Origin of the sequence: Novosphingobium sp. HII-3, from assembly GCF_002916655.1 — a bacterium.
Lineage (GTDB): Bacteria > Pseudomonadota > Alphaproteobacteria > Sphingomonadales > Sphingomonadaceae > Novosphingobium > Novosphingobium panipatense.
On sequence record NZ_PPSM01000081.1, the window covers coordinates 71,409 to 85,133 of the forward strand.

General features: G+C 66.2%; 17 protein-coding genes. 8 read left to right on the top strand and 9 right to left on the bottom strand.

The genetic code is table 11. The features are described from left to right. Positions 1-160 precede the first annotated feature (160 nt). Both C2R25_RS19215 and C2R25_RS19220 read left to right on the top strand, forming a co-directional pair. Positions 161-1,081, top strand: a complete 921-nt coding sequence (locus C2R25_RS19215; protein WP_103730721.1) for an NAD(P)-dependent oxidoreductase — start codon at positions 161-163, stop codon at positions 1,079-1,081. Further along, positions 1,078-2,781 carry an amidohydrolase gene (locus C2R25_RS19220; RefSeq protein WP_199183879.1) on the top strand — a complete coding sequence of 568 codons (1,704 nt, stop codon included), beginning with the start codon at positions 1,078-1,080 and terminating at the stop codon, positions 2,779-2,781. The genes C2R25_RS19215 and C2R25_RS19220 overlap by 4 nt, the downstream gene beginning before the upstream one ends. 60 nt (positions 2,782-2,841) lie before the next feature. On the opposite strand, the gene tatC is transcribed toward C2R25_RS19220, so the two are convergent. From tatC to nagZ, 6 genes are all read right to left on the bottom strand, one after another. Further along, complete coding sequence (gene tatC / locus C2R25_RS19225; RefSeq protein WP_103730722.1) at positions 2,842-3,672, bottom strand: twin-arginine translocase subunit TatC; 831 nt, start codon at positions 3,670-3,672, stop codon at positions 2,842-2,844. Positions 3,673-3,692: 20 nt separating this feature from the next. Further along, positions 3,693-4,085: a Sec-independent protein translocase protein TatB gene (gene tatB / locus C2R25_RS19230; RefSeq protein ID WP_103730723.1), complete on the bottom strand. Its 393-nt coding sequence runs from the start codon at positions 4,083-4,085 to the stop codon at positions 3,693-3,695. Positions 4,086-4,105: 20 nt separating this feature from the next. After that, positions 4,106-4,357 (bottom strand): twin-arginine translocase TatA/TatE family subunit, encoded by a 252-nt coding sequence (locus C2R25_RS19235; protein ID WP_103730724.1) that lies wholly within the window; start codon positions 4,355-4,357, stop codon positions 4,106-4,108. Positions 4,358-4,469: 112 nt separating this feature from the next. Beyond that, positions 4,470-5,099, bottom strand: a complete 630-nt coding sequence (scpB, locus tag C2R25_RS19240; protein WP_103730725.1) for an SMC-Scp complex subunit ScpB — start codon at positions 5,097-5,099, stop codon at positions 4,470-4,472. Between the two features lies 1 nt (position 5,100). After that, positions 5,101-5,865: a ScpA family protein gene (locus C2R25_RS19245; RefSeq protein WP_103730726.1), complete on the bottom strand. Its 765-nt coding sequence runs from the start codon at positions 5,863-5,865 to the stop codon at positions 5,101-5,103. A gap of 47 nt (positions 5,866-5,912) precedes the next feature. Then, positions 5,913-6,923 carry a beta-N-acetylhexosaminidase gene (gene nagZ, locus C2R25_RS19250; protein WP_103730727.1) on the bottom strand — a complete coding sequence of 337 codons (1,011 nt, stop codon included), beginning with the start codon at positions 6,921-6,923 and terminating at the stop codon, positions 5,913-5,915. A gap of 127 nt (positions 6,924-7,050) precedes the next feature. On the opposite strand from nagZ, the gene C2R25_RS19255 reads away from it, so the two are divergent. From C2R25_RS19255 to C2R25_RS19280, 6 genes are all read left to right on the top strand, one after another. Next, positions 7,051-7,452 carry a metallopeptidase family protein gene (locus C2R25_RS19255; RefSeq protein WP_103730728.1) on the top strand — a complete coding sequence of 134 codons (402 nt, stop codon included), beginning with the start codon at positions 7,051-7,053 and terminating at the stop codon, positions 7,450-7,452. Between the two features lie 56 nt (positions 7,453-7,508). Then, positions 7,509-9,260 carry a bifunctional UDP-sugar hydrolase/5'-nucleotidase gene (locus tag C2R25_RS19260; RefSeq protein ID WP_103730729.1) on the top strand — a complete coding sequence of 584 codons (1,752 nt, stop codon included), beginning with the start codon at positions 7,509-7,511 and terminating at the stop codon, positions 9,258-9,260. Positions 9,261-9,404: 144 nt separating this feature from the next. Then, the gene (locus C2R25_RS19265; protein ID WP_103730730.1) at positions 9,405-9,815 is read left to right on the top strand and encodes a nuclear transport factor 2 family protein; all 411 of its coding nucleotides are present in this window, start codon (positions 9,405-9,407) and stop codon (positions 9,813-9,815) included. Beyond that, positions 9,812-9,970 (top strand): nuclear transport factor 2 family protein, encoded by a 159-nt coding sequence (locus tag C2R25_RS20590; protein ID WP_158250722.1) that lies wholly within the window; start codon positions 9,812-9,814, stop codon positions 9,968-9,970. The genes C2R25_RS19265 and C2R25_RS20590 overlap by 4 nt, the downstream gene beginning before the upstream one ends. Then, positions 9,949-10,203: a nuclear transport factor 2 family protein gene (locus tag C2R25_RS19275; protein WP_158250723.1), complete on the top strand. Its 255-nt coding sequence runs from the start codon at positions 9,949-9,951 to the stop codon at positions 10,201-10,203. The genes C2R25_RS20590 and C2R25_RS19275 overlap by 22 nt, the downstream gene beginning before the upstream one ends. Before the next feature lie 206 nt (positions 10,204-10,409). Continuing rightward, on the top strand, positions 10,410-11,012 hold the full coding sequence (locus tag C2R25_RS19280; RefSeq protein ID WP_103730732.1) for a response regulator transcription factor: 603 nt from the start codon (positions 10,410-10,412) through the stop codon (positions 11,010-11,012). Between the two features lie 22 nt (positions 11,013-11,034). Here the strand turns inward: C2R25_RS19280 and C2R25_RS19285 are convergent, their stop codons facing one another. The 3 genes from C2R25_RS19285 to C2R25_RS19295 all read right to left on the bottom strand — a co-directional run bounded on the left by C2R25_RS19285 (position 11,035) and on the right by C2R25_RS19295 (position 13,725). Beyond that, positions 11,035-11,493 carry a hypothetical protein gene (locus tag C2R25_RS19285; RefSeq protein ID WP_233204148.1) on the bottom strand — a complete coding sequence of 153 codons (459 nt, stop codon included), beginning with the start codon at positions 11,491-11,493 and terminating at the stop codon, positions 11,035-11,037. 285 nt (positions 11,494-11,778) lie between these two features. Continuing rightward, entirely contained in the window at positions 11,779-12,495 is a 717-nt protein-coding gene (locus tag C2R25_RS19290; protein WP_103730733.1) for an alpha/beta fold hydrolase, read from the bottom strand. An 81-nt stretch (positions 12,496-12,576) separates the two neighbouring features. Next, positions 12,577-13,725 (bottom strand): pyridoxal phosphate-dependent aminotransferase, encoded by a 1,149-nt coding sequence (locus tag C2R25_RS19295; RefSeq protein ID WP_103730734.1) that lies wholly within the window; start codon positions 13,723-13,725, stop codon positions 12,577-12,579.

Genomic DNA, 13,725 nt, shown 5'->3' on the forward strand with positions numbered 1-13,725 from the left:
GCTGCGGGCGAGTACCGGAATTGGCGCCCGATGGAAAGCGCGTCCGGACAGGGGTGAAGGCGCAGCGTCGGCCGCCTCTGTGCCGGGGCACAGACCACAAGGCGCAACGTCTTGAAGGCTGGCGGTTTGCTTTCCTGGAAAACCCGCTAGAAAGCGCCGTATGACCGAGCAGACCGCCCCTTCCCCCGTCACGCCCCGGAAAGTCTCCATGATCGGCCTTGGCACGATGGGCGGCGCGATAGCACGCCACATCGCCAGGGCCGGGCACGAATTGACGATCTACAACCGCACGCCCGAACGCGCGCGCAAGTGGACGCAGGACAATCCCGGTCTTGCGCATCGCATCGCCGCAAACCCTGCTCACGCCGCGCAGGACGCCGACGTCGTCATCACTTGCGTCGGCAATGACGACGACCTTGCCGACGTGGTGCTCGGCCCGAACGGCGTGTTCCGCATGCTGAAAAAGGGCGGCACCTTCATCGATCATACGACGGTCTCGGCCCGCATCGCGCGCCAGATCTCGGTCGAGGCCCGCGATCTCAAGATCCACTGCGTCGATGCGCCGATGACCGGCTCGCAGATCGGTGCGGAGAACGGCACCCTCACCCTCATGTGCGGTGGCCGCGACGATGCGATCGAGGCGGCGCGCCCGATCATGGAGGCCTACTCCAGCCGTATCGTTCACGTGGGCAAGGCCGGCTCCGGCCAGATCGCCAAGATGGCCAACCAGATCTGCATCGCCGGCAACGTCGCCGCCCTTGCCGAAGCGGTGCGCTTCGCCCAGGCATCGCACCTCGACATGGACAAGGTCTACGACGCGATCTCCGGCGGCGCCGCGCAGTCCTGGCAGATGGACAACCGCTGGAAGACCATGGACGCCGACGAATTCGACTTCGGCCTCGCGATCGACTGGATGCGCAAGGATCTGGGCCTCAGCCTCGAGGAAGGCCGGGGCCTTGGCGTATCGCTGCCGATCGCCGCGCTCGTCGATCAGTTCTTTTCCGAAGTGCAGAGCCAGGGCGGCGGGCGTCTCGACACGAGCGCGATCATCAAGCGGCTCCCGAAGAAGGGTAACAAGTGAAGCAATCGAATACGGCCGCCCGCCTTCTGCTTTGCGGCGCGGCATTGGTACTGACGAGCCCGAACACGGCTCTGGCTGACGTGCTGGTGGATAACGTGGTGGGCATCACCCCGGACGGAGCCGGCGGAGTGGAGCGCTTCGAAGGATTCCTGGTCGGCACCGACGGCCGCATCAAGCAGGTGTTCCACAAGGGCGAGAAGAGGCCCAAGAAGGTGGAATACCAGGTCGACGGCAAGGGCCGCACGCTCGTTCCCGGCATGATCGACGCGCATGGCCACGTGATGGCCACGGGTTTCGCTCGCATGACGCTGGATCTCTCGGCGGCGCGGACCCTTGACGAGGCGCTGTCGCGTGTCGCTGCCTGGAGCGCGGCGCACCCGGACGCACCGTGGATCCTCGGCCATGGCTGGAACCAGGCGCAGTGGGGGCTGGACCGTATGCCCACCGCAGCCGAGCTCGACCAGGTGACAGGTGGCAAGCCGGCATGGCTCACCCGTGTCGACGGCCACGCGGGCTGGGCCAACAGCGCCGCGCTGGCGGCCGCAGGCGTGAACGCCGCAACACCGGATCCGGCGGGCGGGCAGATCGTGCGCGTCGAAGGCTCGACGGCGCCAGCCGGCGTGCTGGTCGATGCGGCGACGGATCTCGTCGACAAGCGTCGCCCCAAGCCCCGGGCCGAGGACAGCGACACCGCCTTTGGCGAAGCGCAGCTGCAGTTCCTTGCAGCAGGCGTGACCACGATCGCCGACATGGGCACCACGATGGAGGACTGGCAGACCTTCCGCCGTTCGGCCGACCGTGGGGAGATGCGTATGCGCATCGTCGCCTATGCGGGCGGGATCGACGCCATGACCCTGATCGGTGGCCCCGGCCCTACACCCTGGCTTTACGACGACCGGCTGCGCCTGAACGGCGTGAAGCTTTACCTCGATGGCGCCCTTGGTTCCCGCGGGGCATGGCTCAAGGCGCCCTACGCGGACGACGCGAAGACGCGGGGCCTGCCGCAGATGAGCGGCACTCAGCTGAGCAACCTCATGAGCCGGGCCGCGATGGACGGTTTCCAGGTCGCCGTTCACGCCATCGGGGACCAGGCGAACGCGACCGTGCTCGATTCGATCGAGGAACTGTCCCAGACCTACAAGGGCGACCGGCGCTGGCGCCTCGAGCATGCGCAGATCGTTGATCCTGCCGACATTCCCCGCTTCAGCCGCAACGGCGTGGTCGCGTCGATGCAGCCGCAACACCAGGCGTCGGACCGCGTCATGGCGGAAGCGCGGCTGGGTCCGCAACGGCTTGCGGGTGCCTACGCGTGGAAGTCTATCGCCAATGCCGGGGCGCGGCTCGCGTTCGGTTCGGACACTCCGGTCGAACCGGCGCGCCCGTTCGAGGGGATAGCCGTGGCGATCAGCCGCACCGGCCCGGATGGCCAGCCAACGGGCGGCTGGCAGCCGCAGGAAGCCCTCTCCCGCGAGGCAGCGCTTGGCGCCTACACGACAGGCGCGGCCTACTCGCTGTTCGCGGAAGACCGGCTGGGCCGGATTGCGAAGGGCATGCGCGCGGACTTCCTGTTCGTGGATGCCGATCCGATGACGGCCAGCCCGGAGCAGCTTCGCGCGACGCGCGTTCTGGAAACGTGGATCGGCGGCAAGCTGGCGTGGTCCGCCGCGCAGGATGGCGGCAAGGCCGGCGTCCGGCGCTGATCCGCCACGGAGGAAGGAACGCCCCTCCTCCTCCAGCCTCCCGACCGCCGCGAGCCGGGGTCACTCGGCGGCGGCGTGTCCTGCGGCCTTGGCGTTCTCCTCGATCGCCTTTTCCTCAGCCGCGCGTTGCTGAGCGTCCTTGCGCTCGGTGAACCACATGACGACCAGCGTGCCTTCGAACAGCAGCAGCAGCGGGATTGCCAGAAGCAGCTGCGAGATGACGTCCGGCGGGGTCGCGACGGCGGCGATGATGAAGGCGACGACGATCGCGTAACGCCGTGCCGCCACGCATTGCTGGCGGGTGACGATGCCCGCGCGATTCAGCAGCATAAGCAGAACCGGCAGCAGGAAGCTGACGCCGAACGCGAGGATGAACTGCATCACGAGCGAGAGATAATCGCCGGTGCCCGGCAGCGCCTCCAGCTTGAGACCACCTTTCTGCCCTTCAAAGCCGAGGAAGAAGTGAAAGGCCGTAGGCATCACCACGTAGTAGGCGAGCGCGGCGCCCATTGTGAAAAGGACAGGGGTTGCGATGAGGAACGGCAGGAACGCCTTCTTTTCCTTCGCGTAGAGGCCCGGTGCGACGAACAGCCAGATCTGGTTGGCGATGACCGGGAAGCTCACGAAGAACGCCGCGAACATGGCGACTTTCACTTCCACGAAGAAGGCTTCGTAGAGCTTGGTGTAGATCAGCTTGCCCTCGCCCGGCGGGAAGGCCTGGGTGAGCGGCCGCACCAGGAACGAGAAAATGTCGCTCGCGAAGTAGAAGCACACGGCGAAGGCGACGAGGAAGGCGAGGACGGCGCGGACGAGGCGGCCCCTGAGTTCGATCAGGTGGTCGAGCAGCGGCGCCTGCGTGTCGTCGATGTCGGAAATGCGAAAGGGCGGCATGATGGAACTCTGGACGAGGGTCAGGGCGGGGGCGGCGGCAGCTGCAGTTCGGTCTGCCGGACCGGTGCTTCGCCTTCGTCACCGGCTTCCGGGGCAACTGCCGCTCCGGAGGGCGCCTGCATGTCCTCGGCTCCGGGATGCGCGATCCGGTCCGGAAAAGCCTCCATGGAAGGAAGCTGCGGGCTCGCCTTCATGATCGCTTCGTTCTGCTCACGCCACTTGCGCTCCATCTCCTCAAGCTCGGCTTCGCGCACCATCGCGTCGATGCCGGACCGGAAATGGTTCGACATCCGGCGCATCTTGCCGATCCAGCGGCCAGCCGTGCGCAACGCCGCCGGCATGTCTTTCGGGCCGATGACGACAATCGCCACGATGGCGACCATCAGCACTTCGGATGCGCCGATATCGAACATTCCCGATCAGTCCCGGGCGATCAGACCTGCTCGTTCCTGTTTTCGACCGGCGTCGCTGCGGCATCCGGTGCCGGATCGGCTTTCTGCGTGCCGATCTGGGCAGCAGGCGGAGTGGGCGAAGCCTTCCTGGCCTCCTCCTCGTTCATGCCGTCCTTGAAGCTTTTGATGCCCTTGCCGAAGTCACCCATGATTTCAGACACCCGGCCGCGTCCGAACAGCACGAGCACGATCACGAGAACGATCAGCCAGTGCCAGATCGAGAAGCTACCCATAACCTCAACTCCAAATCAGCCGGTCGATACCGACCGGTTTACAATGGGCATGTAAGCCCTTTGGCGGCAAGTTACCAGTCGAGTATGGCACCTGTGTGGCTGCCGCCCAGGCTCAATCGTCGCCGTTCCGCACGGTCTGCGGGCTGCGGGCGTTTTCGAGGTCGAGGGCGGCCCCGATCATGTCCTCGTCCACAGGGTCGAGCAGGCCGGCGGCGCGCAGTTCCTCCAACCCCGGCAGTTCCCGCAGCGACTCAAGGCCGAAATGCTCCAGGAACGCTGGTGTCGTGGCGTAGATGACCGGCCGCCCGGGCACCTCGCGCCGCCCGGCGACGCGCACCCATCCCGCTTCCATCAGCACGTCGAGCGTACCTTTGGCTGTCTGCACGCCGCGAATCGCCTCGATCTCGGCCCGGCTGACGGGCTCATGGTAGGCGACGATGGCCAGAACCTCGGTGGCGGCGCGGCTGAGACGGCGAAGCTCCTCCTTCTCCCGGCGAAGAAGGTGAGCAAGGTCAGGCGCCGTTTCGAAGTGCCAGCGCTCGCCGCGCCTGACCAGCTGGATGCCGCGACCTTCGTAATGCCGCTGCAGACGAGTAAACGCCGGCGCCACGTCCGCCGCCTTCCCCGCGAGGCCCAGATGCGTCGCCACCTGGTCGACGGTCAGGGGTTCTTCCGCAGCGAACAGGGTCGCCTCCACGGCCCGGATGATGTCATCGGGCACGCCGTTTTCGATCTCCGTCACTTCAGCTGCCTTTCAGCGCGCGCAGGCGCAGGGGCCCGTACGTCTCTTCCTGTGCCAGTTCCGCCTTGCCGGTGCGGGCCAGTTCCAGCGCCGCGACGAAACTGGATGCCAGCGCCGAACGCCGCAACTGCGGATCCGCCCAGCTGTCCTGGGCGGCGGGAACGAAGTCGCGCAGGTCCATCCAGTCGATCGCCACCCCAAGCATGGAGGACACGCGCTGGATCGCGCTGTCCAGCGTCATCACCATGCGTTCGCGCACCATGTGAACGACAGGCTGGGAGCGGACCTTCACGCCGCCGTAGGCACGGACCAGATCATACCAGTCGCACTGCCAGCGGGACTTGCGGTCCACCCGCAAGCCTTCCGGCGCACCGCGCGGGAACACGTCCCGCCCCAGCCGGTCGCGCGCCATGAGGCGGGCTGCGGCTTCGCGCATCGCGTTCAGGCGCTGCAGACGCATCTGCAGGCGCAGCGCCAGTTCCTCCGGCCCGGGGCTTTCCTGCTCCTCGCGCGGCAGCAGAAGCGCGGACTTGAGGTATGCCAGCCATGCCGCCATCACCAGGTAGTCCGCCGCAAGCTCGAGCTGCAAGGCTTCGGCCTCTTCGATGTAGGTCAGGTATGCATCGACCAGTTCGAGCAGCGAGATGCGCAACAGATCGACCTTCTGCCGCCGCGCAAGGTCGAGCAGAAGGTCGAGCGGGCCTTCCCATCCCTCGATCTCGAGGTACAGCTTGTCCGCCCCGGCACCAGGCGTGCCGGCGTCCATCCCTTGCGCGTCCCAGTCAGCGAAGAGAGTGGGGGAACTCGCCACCTTCAGGCTGCCCGCAGCGCCAGCAGCGCATCGCGCTTCGCCAGCAGCGCACGCCTGTCGGCAGCTTCGGGCACGGACACCCCTTCGAGTGCCCGCTGAAGCCGCGCGGCGGTCGCCTCGCTCATCGAGGGCAAGGCCTCGGCGATGCCGGCCATGTCATCCATCTTCGCCCAGCAGTTGAGGGCGATGTCGCACCCGGCCGCGATCGCGCGCGCCGCCCGCTCGGGCACGGAGCCACAGAGCGCCTCCATGTCGAGATCATCGGTCAGGAGCAGGCCGTCGAAGCCGATGCCCCGGCGGATCACCTCGTTCACCACGAAGGGGGAAAGGGTGGCGGGGTTCTCCGCGTCCCAGGCGGTGTAGCGCACATGCGCCGTCATTCCGATGGACGCCGCAGCCAGAGTCCGGAACGGCGCGAGGTCGGTTTCCAGTTCCTCGGCCGAGGCGGTGACGGTCGGCAATTCCTTGTGGCTATCCGCCGTGGCCCGCCCGTGCCCCGGAATATGCTTGATACAGCCCGCGACCCCGGCTCGCCCCAGACCATCCAGGATCGCGCGGCCCAAAGCGGAGACACGCACGGGGTCCGAGCCGAGGGCGCGATCGCCGATCACATCGTGGGCGCCCGGCTGGCGGACGTCGAGCGACGGGTGACAGTCGACGCTGATGCCGACTTCGGCCAGATCCATGCCGAGGACCTGCGCATTCACCCGTGCGGCCTCGATGGCGCTGGCAGGCGCCTGGTCGAACAGGCGGTCGAACGCCTCACCGGCGGGATAGGCGTCCCACACCGGCGGCTTCATGCGGGCGACACGGCCGCCTTCCTGATCGATGCAGATGAACAGGCGGTCCCGACCAAGGAGGGCGCGCAACTCGTCGGTCAGCGCCCGGACCTGCTCGCGGCTTTCCACATTGCGGCCGAACAGGATGTAGCCTGCGGGGTCGGCATCGCGGAAGAAGGCGCGTTCATCGTCCGTCAGGGTCAGGCCGGAAAGGCCGAATATCGCGGGAGTCATGCCCGGTTTCGTCGCAGAATCCTGCACCGATCGCAAGGAAGCCCCCACGACAGGATGTGGATGGCGCAATCGGCCCTGCACCCGCCGGGCTTTACGCCGCCCCCTCGATGCTGTCACACCTGGGGTTATGACGCGCAGTTTCGGATCTCCCCCCTCGCCCGCCGAATTCGAAGCTCTGGCTCATGCGGCCTTCGCCCGTATTCCGGAGCCATTTTCCCGACACCTCGAGGGCATCACCGTTCACGTCGAGGAATTCGCGGACGAGGACACCCTGCGCGACATGGGCATCGCAGACGCATGGGAACTGACCGGTCTCTACCACGGCCGCCCGATGGACGAGGATTCGGTCTGGCTTTCGGGTGAGCTTCCGCCGCGCATCACTCTTTACCGCCAGCCCCTCCTTGCCGAATGGTGCGAAACGGACGTCGCGCTGGAGGATCTCCTGGCACACGTGGTCGTTCACGAGGTAGGTCATCACTTCGGCCTGACGGACGAGCAGATGCACGCGCTGGAGGGCCAGGCGAACTGATCTGGGGGCCAAATTCGTCCTTGGTTCGTCACGATCACCTGCGATAGAGCGCGGCCATGACCTCCCCAAGCCTCAGAGCAATTCCGCTCCTCGCTCTTCCGCTCATCGCGGCCTGCGCCACACCCCAGGCCATTCGCCAGTCCTCTGCGGCCGGACCTGTCGAAGTGGGCATCATCGCCCTTAACGACTTCCACGGCGCCCTTGAGCCGCCCAAGGCTTCGATCCCGGCGCCGACCGGGGACGGCCGCACGGTGTCGGTTCCCGCGGGCGGCGCGGCCTGGCTTGCCTCCGCCGTCGATTCGCTGAAGGCGCGCCACGCGAACAACGTCGTTGTGGCTGCCGGTGACCTGACCAGCGCATCCCAGCTCGCCTCCTCGCTGCACCTCGACGAGCCGGCGGTCGGCGTGATGAACCGCATCGGACTGGAGTTCAACGCGGTCGGCAATCACGAGTTCGACCGCGGCCCCAAGGAGCTCCAGCGCCTGCAGAACGGCGGCTGTGAGAAGAATACGCGCCTCGATCCCTGCAAGGTCGAGCAATTCGGCGGTGCCCGCTACCGGTATCTTTCCGCCAGCACCTTCCGCGAAGACGGTTCCACCCTGTTCCCGGCGACCGGCATCAAGACCTTTGGCGAAGGCGCTTCACGGGTGACGGTCGGCTTTGTTGGCCTTTCCCTGAAGTCGGTGCCGACGCTCGTTTCTCCCAACCAGCTGAAGGGCCTGACCTTCGGCGACGAGGCCGAAGCGATCAACCGCGCCGTTCCGGCCCTGAAGGCGCAAGGGGCGGATGCAGTCGTCGTGCTGATCCACCAGGGCGGCAAGACCTTCGGCCAGGATCCGAACGGCTGCACCGACCTCACCGGCGGCATCCGGCCCATCCTCGATGCGCTGAACCCCGGGGTGGACCTCGTCGTCTCGGGCCACACGCACGAGCAGTACGTCTGCGAGTACCCGGCGAAGGACGGCGCCGCTTCGCCGATCCTGCTGACGAGCGCGGGCGTCTATGGCAAGGTCGTGACCGACATCACCCTCACCATCGATCCGGTCGCGAACAAGGTCATCGCCAAGAAGGCGCACAACGTCATCGTCCAGTCGGAAGGTTACAGCAGCGGCCGTGGCGACGCACCCAATACGCCGCTGTTCCCGCAGTTCCAGCCTCGCGCCGATGTCGCGCAGTACGTGGCGTCCTACGTCCACGCCGCTGCGGACCTGATTGCGCGGCCGGTGGGCAAACTGTCGGAACCGGTGGCCAAGGGCGGCACCAGCGGCACCGGCGGCCCGCTCGGCAACCTCGTTGCCGACTCGCAGCTCGCCGGAAGCCGTTCCGCCGGCGCGCAGATCGCCTTCACAAACCCCTTCGGCCTCCGCGCGCCCATTGATCCCGCGCCTGACGGCTCGGTCAACTTCGGGCAGGTCTACGCGGTTCAGCCCTTCAGCAACGAACTGGTGACCATGACCCTCACCGGCGCGCAAGTGCGCGAAGTGATCGAGGACGGCCTCGACGACGAGGGCGACAAGCAGGTTCTTGCCGCGTCTGCGGGCCTGAAGTTCACCTACGACATGCGTCGCCCGTCCGGGCAGCGGGTGGTGTCGCTGACGCTGAATGGCCGGCCGATCGACCCTTCGGCGAAGTACCGTGTCACAGCCGTAAACTTCCTTGCCGAAGGGGGCGACGGTTTCGCGACCTTCAGGAAGGGGACGGACGTGGTGCGCGGCATGGTGGACAACGAGGCGTTCCAGGAATGGCTGGCAGCCGTGCCGGTGCGCCAGGTCCCCCGGGAAGAACGCGCGGTCCGGCTCGACTCGTGAGAAAACGGGCGGAGGAGCAAGCTCCGCCCTTTCGTAGCCTGCCGGTCGCCCATCCACGCACATTCACTGCCGGGACGATCGAAGGGCGCTTGCACATGGCATCGTCTTGCGCACACTCACCTGCAAAACAGGGGAGAGAACGCGATGCCATTCACCGGTCCGCTCGAAGACCGTCTCGCCATTCGGGAACTCTACGGCACCTATGCCGATGCAAGCTGGCGCGGCGACCGTGAACTGTGGCTGAGTACGTTCGCTGCGGACGGACGGTGGAGCAGCCACCTGTTTGACGCGACCGGGCACGATGCCCTTGCCGCGACGTGGGACAGCCTCTGGAAGGACTGGGCCTCGGTCGCGTTCCTGGGTGAAATCGGAGCGATGGCGATCGACGGCGACATGGCCGCCGCCCGCTCCTACGCCCGGGAGGTGGTACAGACCCAAGCGGGCACAGTGTTCAAGCTTTGCGGCCATTACACCGATGCGCTCGCAAGGTTGGGCGGCGAATGGAAGTTCACGCACCGCGCCTACACAATGACCATCGGCGAATTCCCGGAATGAGCGCTTTTTCCGGTCCGCCGGAGGACCGCGCCGCCATTCGCGAACTGCTCGAGACGTATGCCGATGCCGCCTCGCGCATCGACAAGGCGCCGTGGCTGGACTGCTGGGCTCCCGATGCGGAGTGGATCACCAGGTGCGCGGTCATGACGAGCTAGGCCGCACCTGGGACGACCTTTTCACCGACATGGACGCGATGATCTTCTTCGCCATGCCGGGCGCGATCCAGGTGGCGGGGGATACGGCGACAGCGCGCTGCCATGTGCGCGAAATCGCCCGGATCGGGGGCAAGGTGATGAAGTTCGCCGCTCGCTACGACGACGATCTGGTGCGCCATGACGGCCGCTGGCGCTTCGCCCGGCGGACCTACGTGATGAACATTGCCGAGTAGGGTCGTCAGGCTCCCCTACTTTCAGTTCCGATAGACCGGCCATGCTGCTGCTTGAAACAGCGCCGTTTCGGTGATCCTTACTCTTTGCAAAAGTGGCCTTGCTGGCGGAACGGCCGGCTTTCTCTCGAATTTGGATGAGGTGAAGCGAGACGCGGCAGCGATGCTGCGAATAACTCCCTAGGGACATATCCATTGGGAGACGGGCCGTGGAACTTATTTCCAATCTCATCCTCGTCGACGCAGACATGCGCCGACGGGCCACTATCAGTCACGTACTTTCCGGCGGCGGCATCCACGTGGAACCTTTCGAGACGATCGAGGAGCTGACAGCCGCCTGGCCCCGTGCCGGCGTGGTGATGGTCCACGATCACGCCGGCGCGATCGACACGCTGGTCGCCAGCATGGCCAGCCAGGGAGACTGGTTCCCGATCATCGCCTTCAGCGAGGAACCCGATGCGCAACGTATCGTCCGGGCCATTCTTGATGGCGCGATCGACTACATCGCCTGGCCCATCTCCCCCGAAGATTTGGCGACCAGTCTTGGCACGGCCATCGCACGCGCGGAAAGCCTCGGCAACGCCAAGCTGCGCGAAGTGATGGCCCGCGCCCGCGTGGAACGGCTCACCCGGCGCGAGCGGGAAGTGCTGGGCGGCGTTGCAAGCGGTCTGTCCAACCGCCTGATCGGCGAAAAACTGGCTATCAGCCCCCGCACCGTGGAAATCCACCGTGCGAACATGCTTACCAAGCTCGGCGCAAATCACACCTCCGATGCGATCCGCATCGCCATCGAGGCCGCGCTGGTAAACTGACCCGCGCCCCCGCCATGCGTCGTCAGTGCAGCCGCATGGAAAGCGGAATGGCCGGCATCTCAGGGGTTTCCGGCTCCACGTCACCGCGTTCCAGATGCGCGACCACGCCCGAGACATGCCCGGCAAGCACCGCAAGCGCCAGCGTCGGGCCGTCGGTGATCGCTTCCTCGGGTGCGCCCGCAGGCACCACCGTCGCCAGGCAGACGGCATTGCTGCCGCGCGAGAGCATGAGGGCTGCGTCCGGCCCTACGATTTCGAGCACGGCGTTCAGCGTAGCGCCACATTCCAGCATGGCTTCGATACGCGGATAGTCGAGCCCGGAAGCGCCATCCGATCCGCCGCCCGGCAGAAGGATCAATGCCTCCCGGACACGATCGGCCTCTTCACAAGCGGTACTGCCCGCAACGTCATGCAGGAAGTCCCGCAGCCGCGCCGCATGGGCGCGGCTGCCGCCCATCTTCTCCAGGATTGTCGTCATCATTGTATCGTCTTTCGCGTTCCGAAGGGCGCGTCTTTGTCCCCCAAAAGAGGTGCGCGGTGCTACGACCAACTCTAGGGGTTAGCCGCCATCCTTGTCGCATTACAACTTGTGTAATGAAGGTGGAATACCAGTACGCGAAACCGGACCGCCCAGCGCCGGGGCCACCATCCTAAGCCGAAGCGGCCTAACCAAAAACCGAGAACCATTCCGGATTTCTAGGAGCGGCGAAAACCTGTGCGCCGATCCACCAGATCCGCCGCTTTCCCCCATTCGGGCGAATCGCTTCTAGCGTGAAGCGATATGATCCAGCTTGTCCGCCACCCAGTCCGGTTCGGTCAACATGAGGTCGTGACCGGTGTCGATGTCCCAAACCCGTCCCTGCGCGCGCGTGCGAAGCTGCTCCATCGCTCGCCCCGGAATCGTCGAGGTGCAGATGAGGTGCGATTCAGGCGTCGCCCTCATCGCCGCTTCGTTCCTCAAGGTGAGCTTCTGTTCAAAGCATTTCCACGGGTGCGCTGTCAGCCGCGCATCCGTCCAGGCGCCGAGTTCCGGATCCGTCACGCCGAAGAAAGCCGCCATTCCCGCATGAGGCGCCATGACGAGGGGCACGCCGTCCACCTCATGAAGCCCCCGACGCGCGCCTTCGATGGCATCGTGAGCATGATCGTGGAGCGATTCTCCGTCCGTCGGATAAGCGGCATCGAGATAGACGCGATGACCAATGCGCTCGGGCACGCGGTCGGCCACACCGGTGATGACCATTCCGCCATAGCTGTGGCCGACGAGGATCACCCGGGTAAGATCCTCGAACGCGATGAGCTGCACGATATCCCTGATGTGCGTGTCGAGGTCTATGTCCGCGCTCATCACATGGGCCCGGTCGCCAAGCCCGGTAAGCGAAGGGGCATGGACCTCGTGGCCCATGCGGCGCAGCCTCTGCGCCACGAACTTGTAGCACCAGCCGCCATGGCCGCCGCCATGAACCAGCACGAATATCGCCATCCGACCCTCCCCGTTCCTCAGGGTGCGAGCATTCCTCCGAGATAAGTGCGTGTCAACGCATCTGCCCGGGCGCGAGAGGGATCAGGCAGGCGACGCCATCTCCCCCTGCGCCGCGAACCACGGCACCATGCGTTCGATGGCGTCCTCGATCTCCGGCGTGGAAACGGCGAAGCTGAAGCGGATGAAGCGGTTGCCCTCCACCGGATCGAAATCGATACCGGGCGCCGTCGCCACCCCGGTATCCGCAAGAAGCCGGCGGCAGAACGCGAGGCTGTCCTTGGTGAGATGGCCGATGTCGGCCCAGATGTAGAAGGCCCCGTCAGGCGGGGCGATCTTCTGGAGGCCCAGCCGCGGCAGGGCGGAAAGCAGCAGTTCGCGGTTGCGCGCGTAGCTGGCGTGATGCCCTTCCAGTTCCTCCACGCAGTCGAAGGCGACCAGCCCCGCATGCTGGGACAGTACGGGAGGCGTGAGGAAAAGGTTGGCGATCCGCGCGCGCGCAGCCTCGATCAGGTGGGGCGGAACGACCAGCCAGCCCAGCCGCCACCCCGCCATGGAGAACCATTTCGAGAAGCTGTTCACCACCAGCGCGTCCGGCATGTGCTGCAGCATGGAGTCCGCTTCCACGTCATAGGTGAGGCCGTGGTAAATCTCGTCCGAGATGACGGCGATGCCCTTGCGCCTGCACACCTCTGCGATCGCCGCCAGTTCCTCGCGCGCGATGACGGTACCGGTCGGGTTCGCCGGGCTGGCGAGGATCAGCCCCTCCGGCGCCGGATCAAGCGCGTCGAGCGCCGCTGCCGTCACTTGGTAACGCTCCGCCGGACCGCAGGGCAGCTCCACCGGCTCAATATAGAGGGTGCGCATCGCATTGCGGTATGCCACGTATCCGGGCCGTGCCACGGCGACCTGTGACCCCGGCCGGAAGAGGCACGAAAGGGCCAGCACGAAAGCAGGTGAGGCGCCGCAGGTCAGGAACACCTGCTCAGGCGAAACCGCGGCGCCGTAAGCCTCGCGGTAGTGCCGCACGATCCGGTCGCATAGGGCGGGGCTCTCCCAGTAGCCGCCAGCCTCGCTATCGAGCACCGCGTGAGCCGCTGCGATGGCCGCCGCCGGTGCGCCGGTGGATGGCTGGCCGTATTCCATGTGAATCACGTCGCGTCCCTGGGCGGCGAGTTCGTAGGCGAGGCGGCCGATGGTGGTGGCGTGAAAGGGTTCGACATGCGCGATCAT

Coding starts and splice junctions, on each gene's coding strand:
- C2R25_RS19215 (WP_103730721.1), top strand. CDS start 161: ATGACCGAGCAGACCGCCCCTTCCCCCGTCACGCCCCGGAAAGTCTCC.
- tatC (WP_103730722.1), bottom strand. CDS start 3,672: ATGCCGCCCTTTCGCATTTCCGACATCGACGACACGCAGGCGCCGCTG.
- tatB (WP_103730723.1), bottom strand. CDS start 4,085: ATGTTCGATATCGGCGCATCCGAAGTGCTGATGGTCGCCATCGTGGCG.
- C2R25_RS19235 (WP_103730724.1), bottom strand. CDS start 4,357: ATGGGTAGCTTCTCGATCTGGCACTGGCTGATCGTTCTCGTGATCGTG.
- C2R25_RS19245 (WP_103730726.1), bottom strand. CDS start 5,865: ATGGACGCCGGCACGCCTGGTGCCGGGGCGGACAAGCTGTACCTCGAG.
- nagZ (WP_103730727.1), bottom strand. CDS start 6,923: ATGACTCCCGCGATATTCGGCCTTTCCGGCCTGACCCTGACGGACGAT.
- C2R25_RS19255 (WP_103730728.1), top strand. CDS start 7,051: ATGACGCGCAGTTTCGGATCTCCCCCCTCGCCCGCCGAATTCGAAGCT.
- C2R25_RS19260 (WP_103730729.1), top strand. CDS start 7,509: ATGACCTCCCCAAGCCTCAGAGCAATTCCGCTCCTCGCTCTTCCGCTC.
- C2R25_RS19265 (WP_103730730.1), top strand. CDS start 9,405: ATGCCATTCACCGGTCCGCTCGAAGACCGTCTCGCCATTCGGGAACTC.
- C2R25_RS20590 (WP_158250722.1), top strand. CDS start 9,812: ATGAGCGCTTTTTCCGGTCCGCCGGAGGACCGCGCCGCCATTCGCGAA.
- C2R25_RS19285 (WP_233204148.1), bottom strand. CDS start 11,493: ATGATGACGACAATCCTGGAGAAGATGGGCGGCAGCCGCGCCCATGCG.
- C2R25_RS19290 (WP_103730733.1), bottom strand. CDS start 12,495: ATGGCGATATTCGTGCTGGTTCATGGCGGCGGCCATGGCGGCTGGTGC.
- C2R25_RS19295 (WP_103730734.1), bottom strand. CDS start 13,725: ATGATCGCGCATGTCGAACCCTTTCACGCCACCACCATCGGCCGCCTC.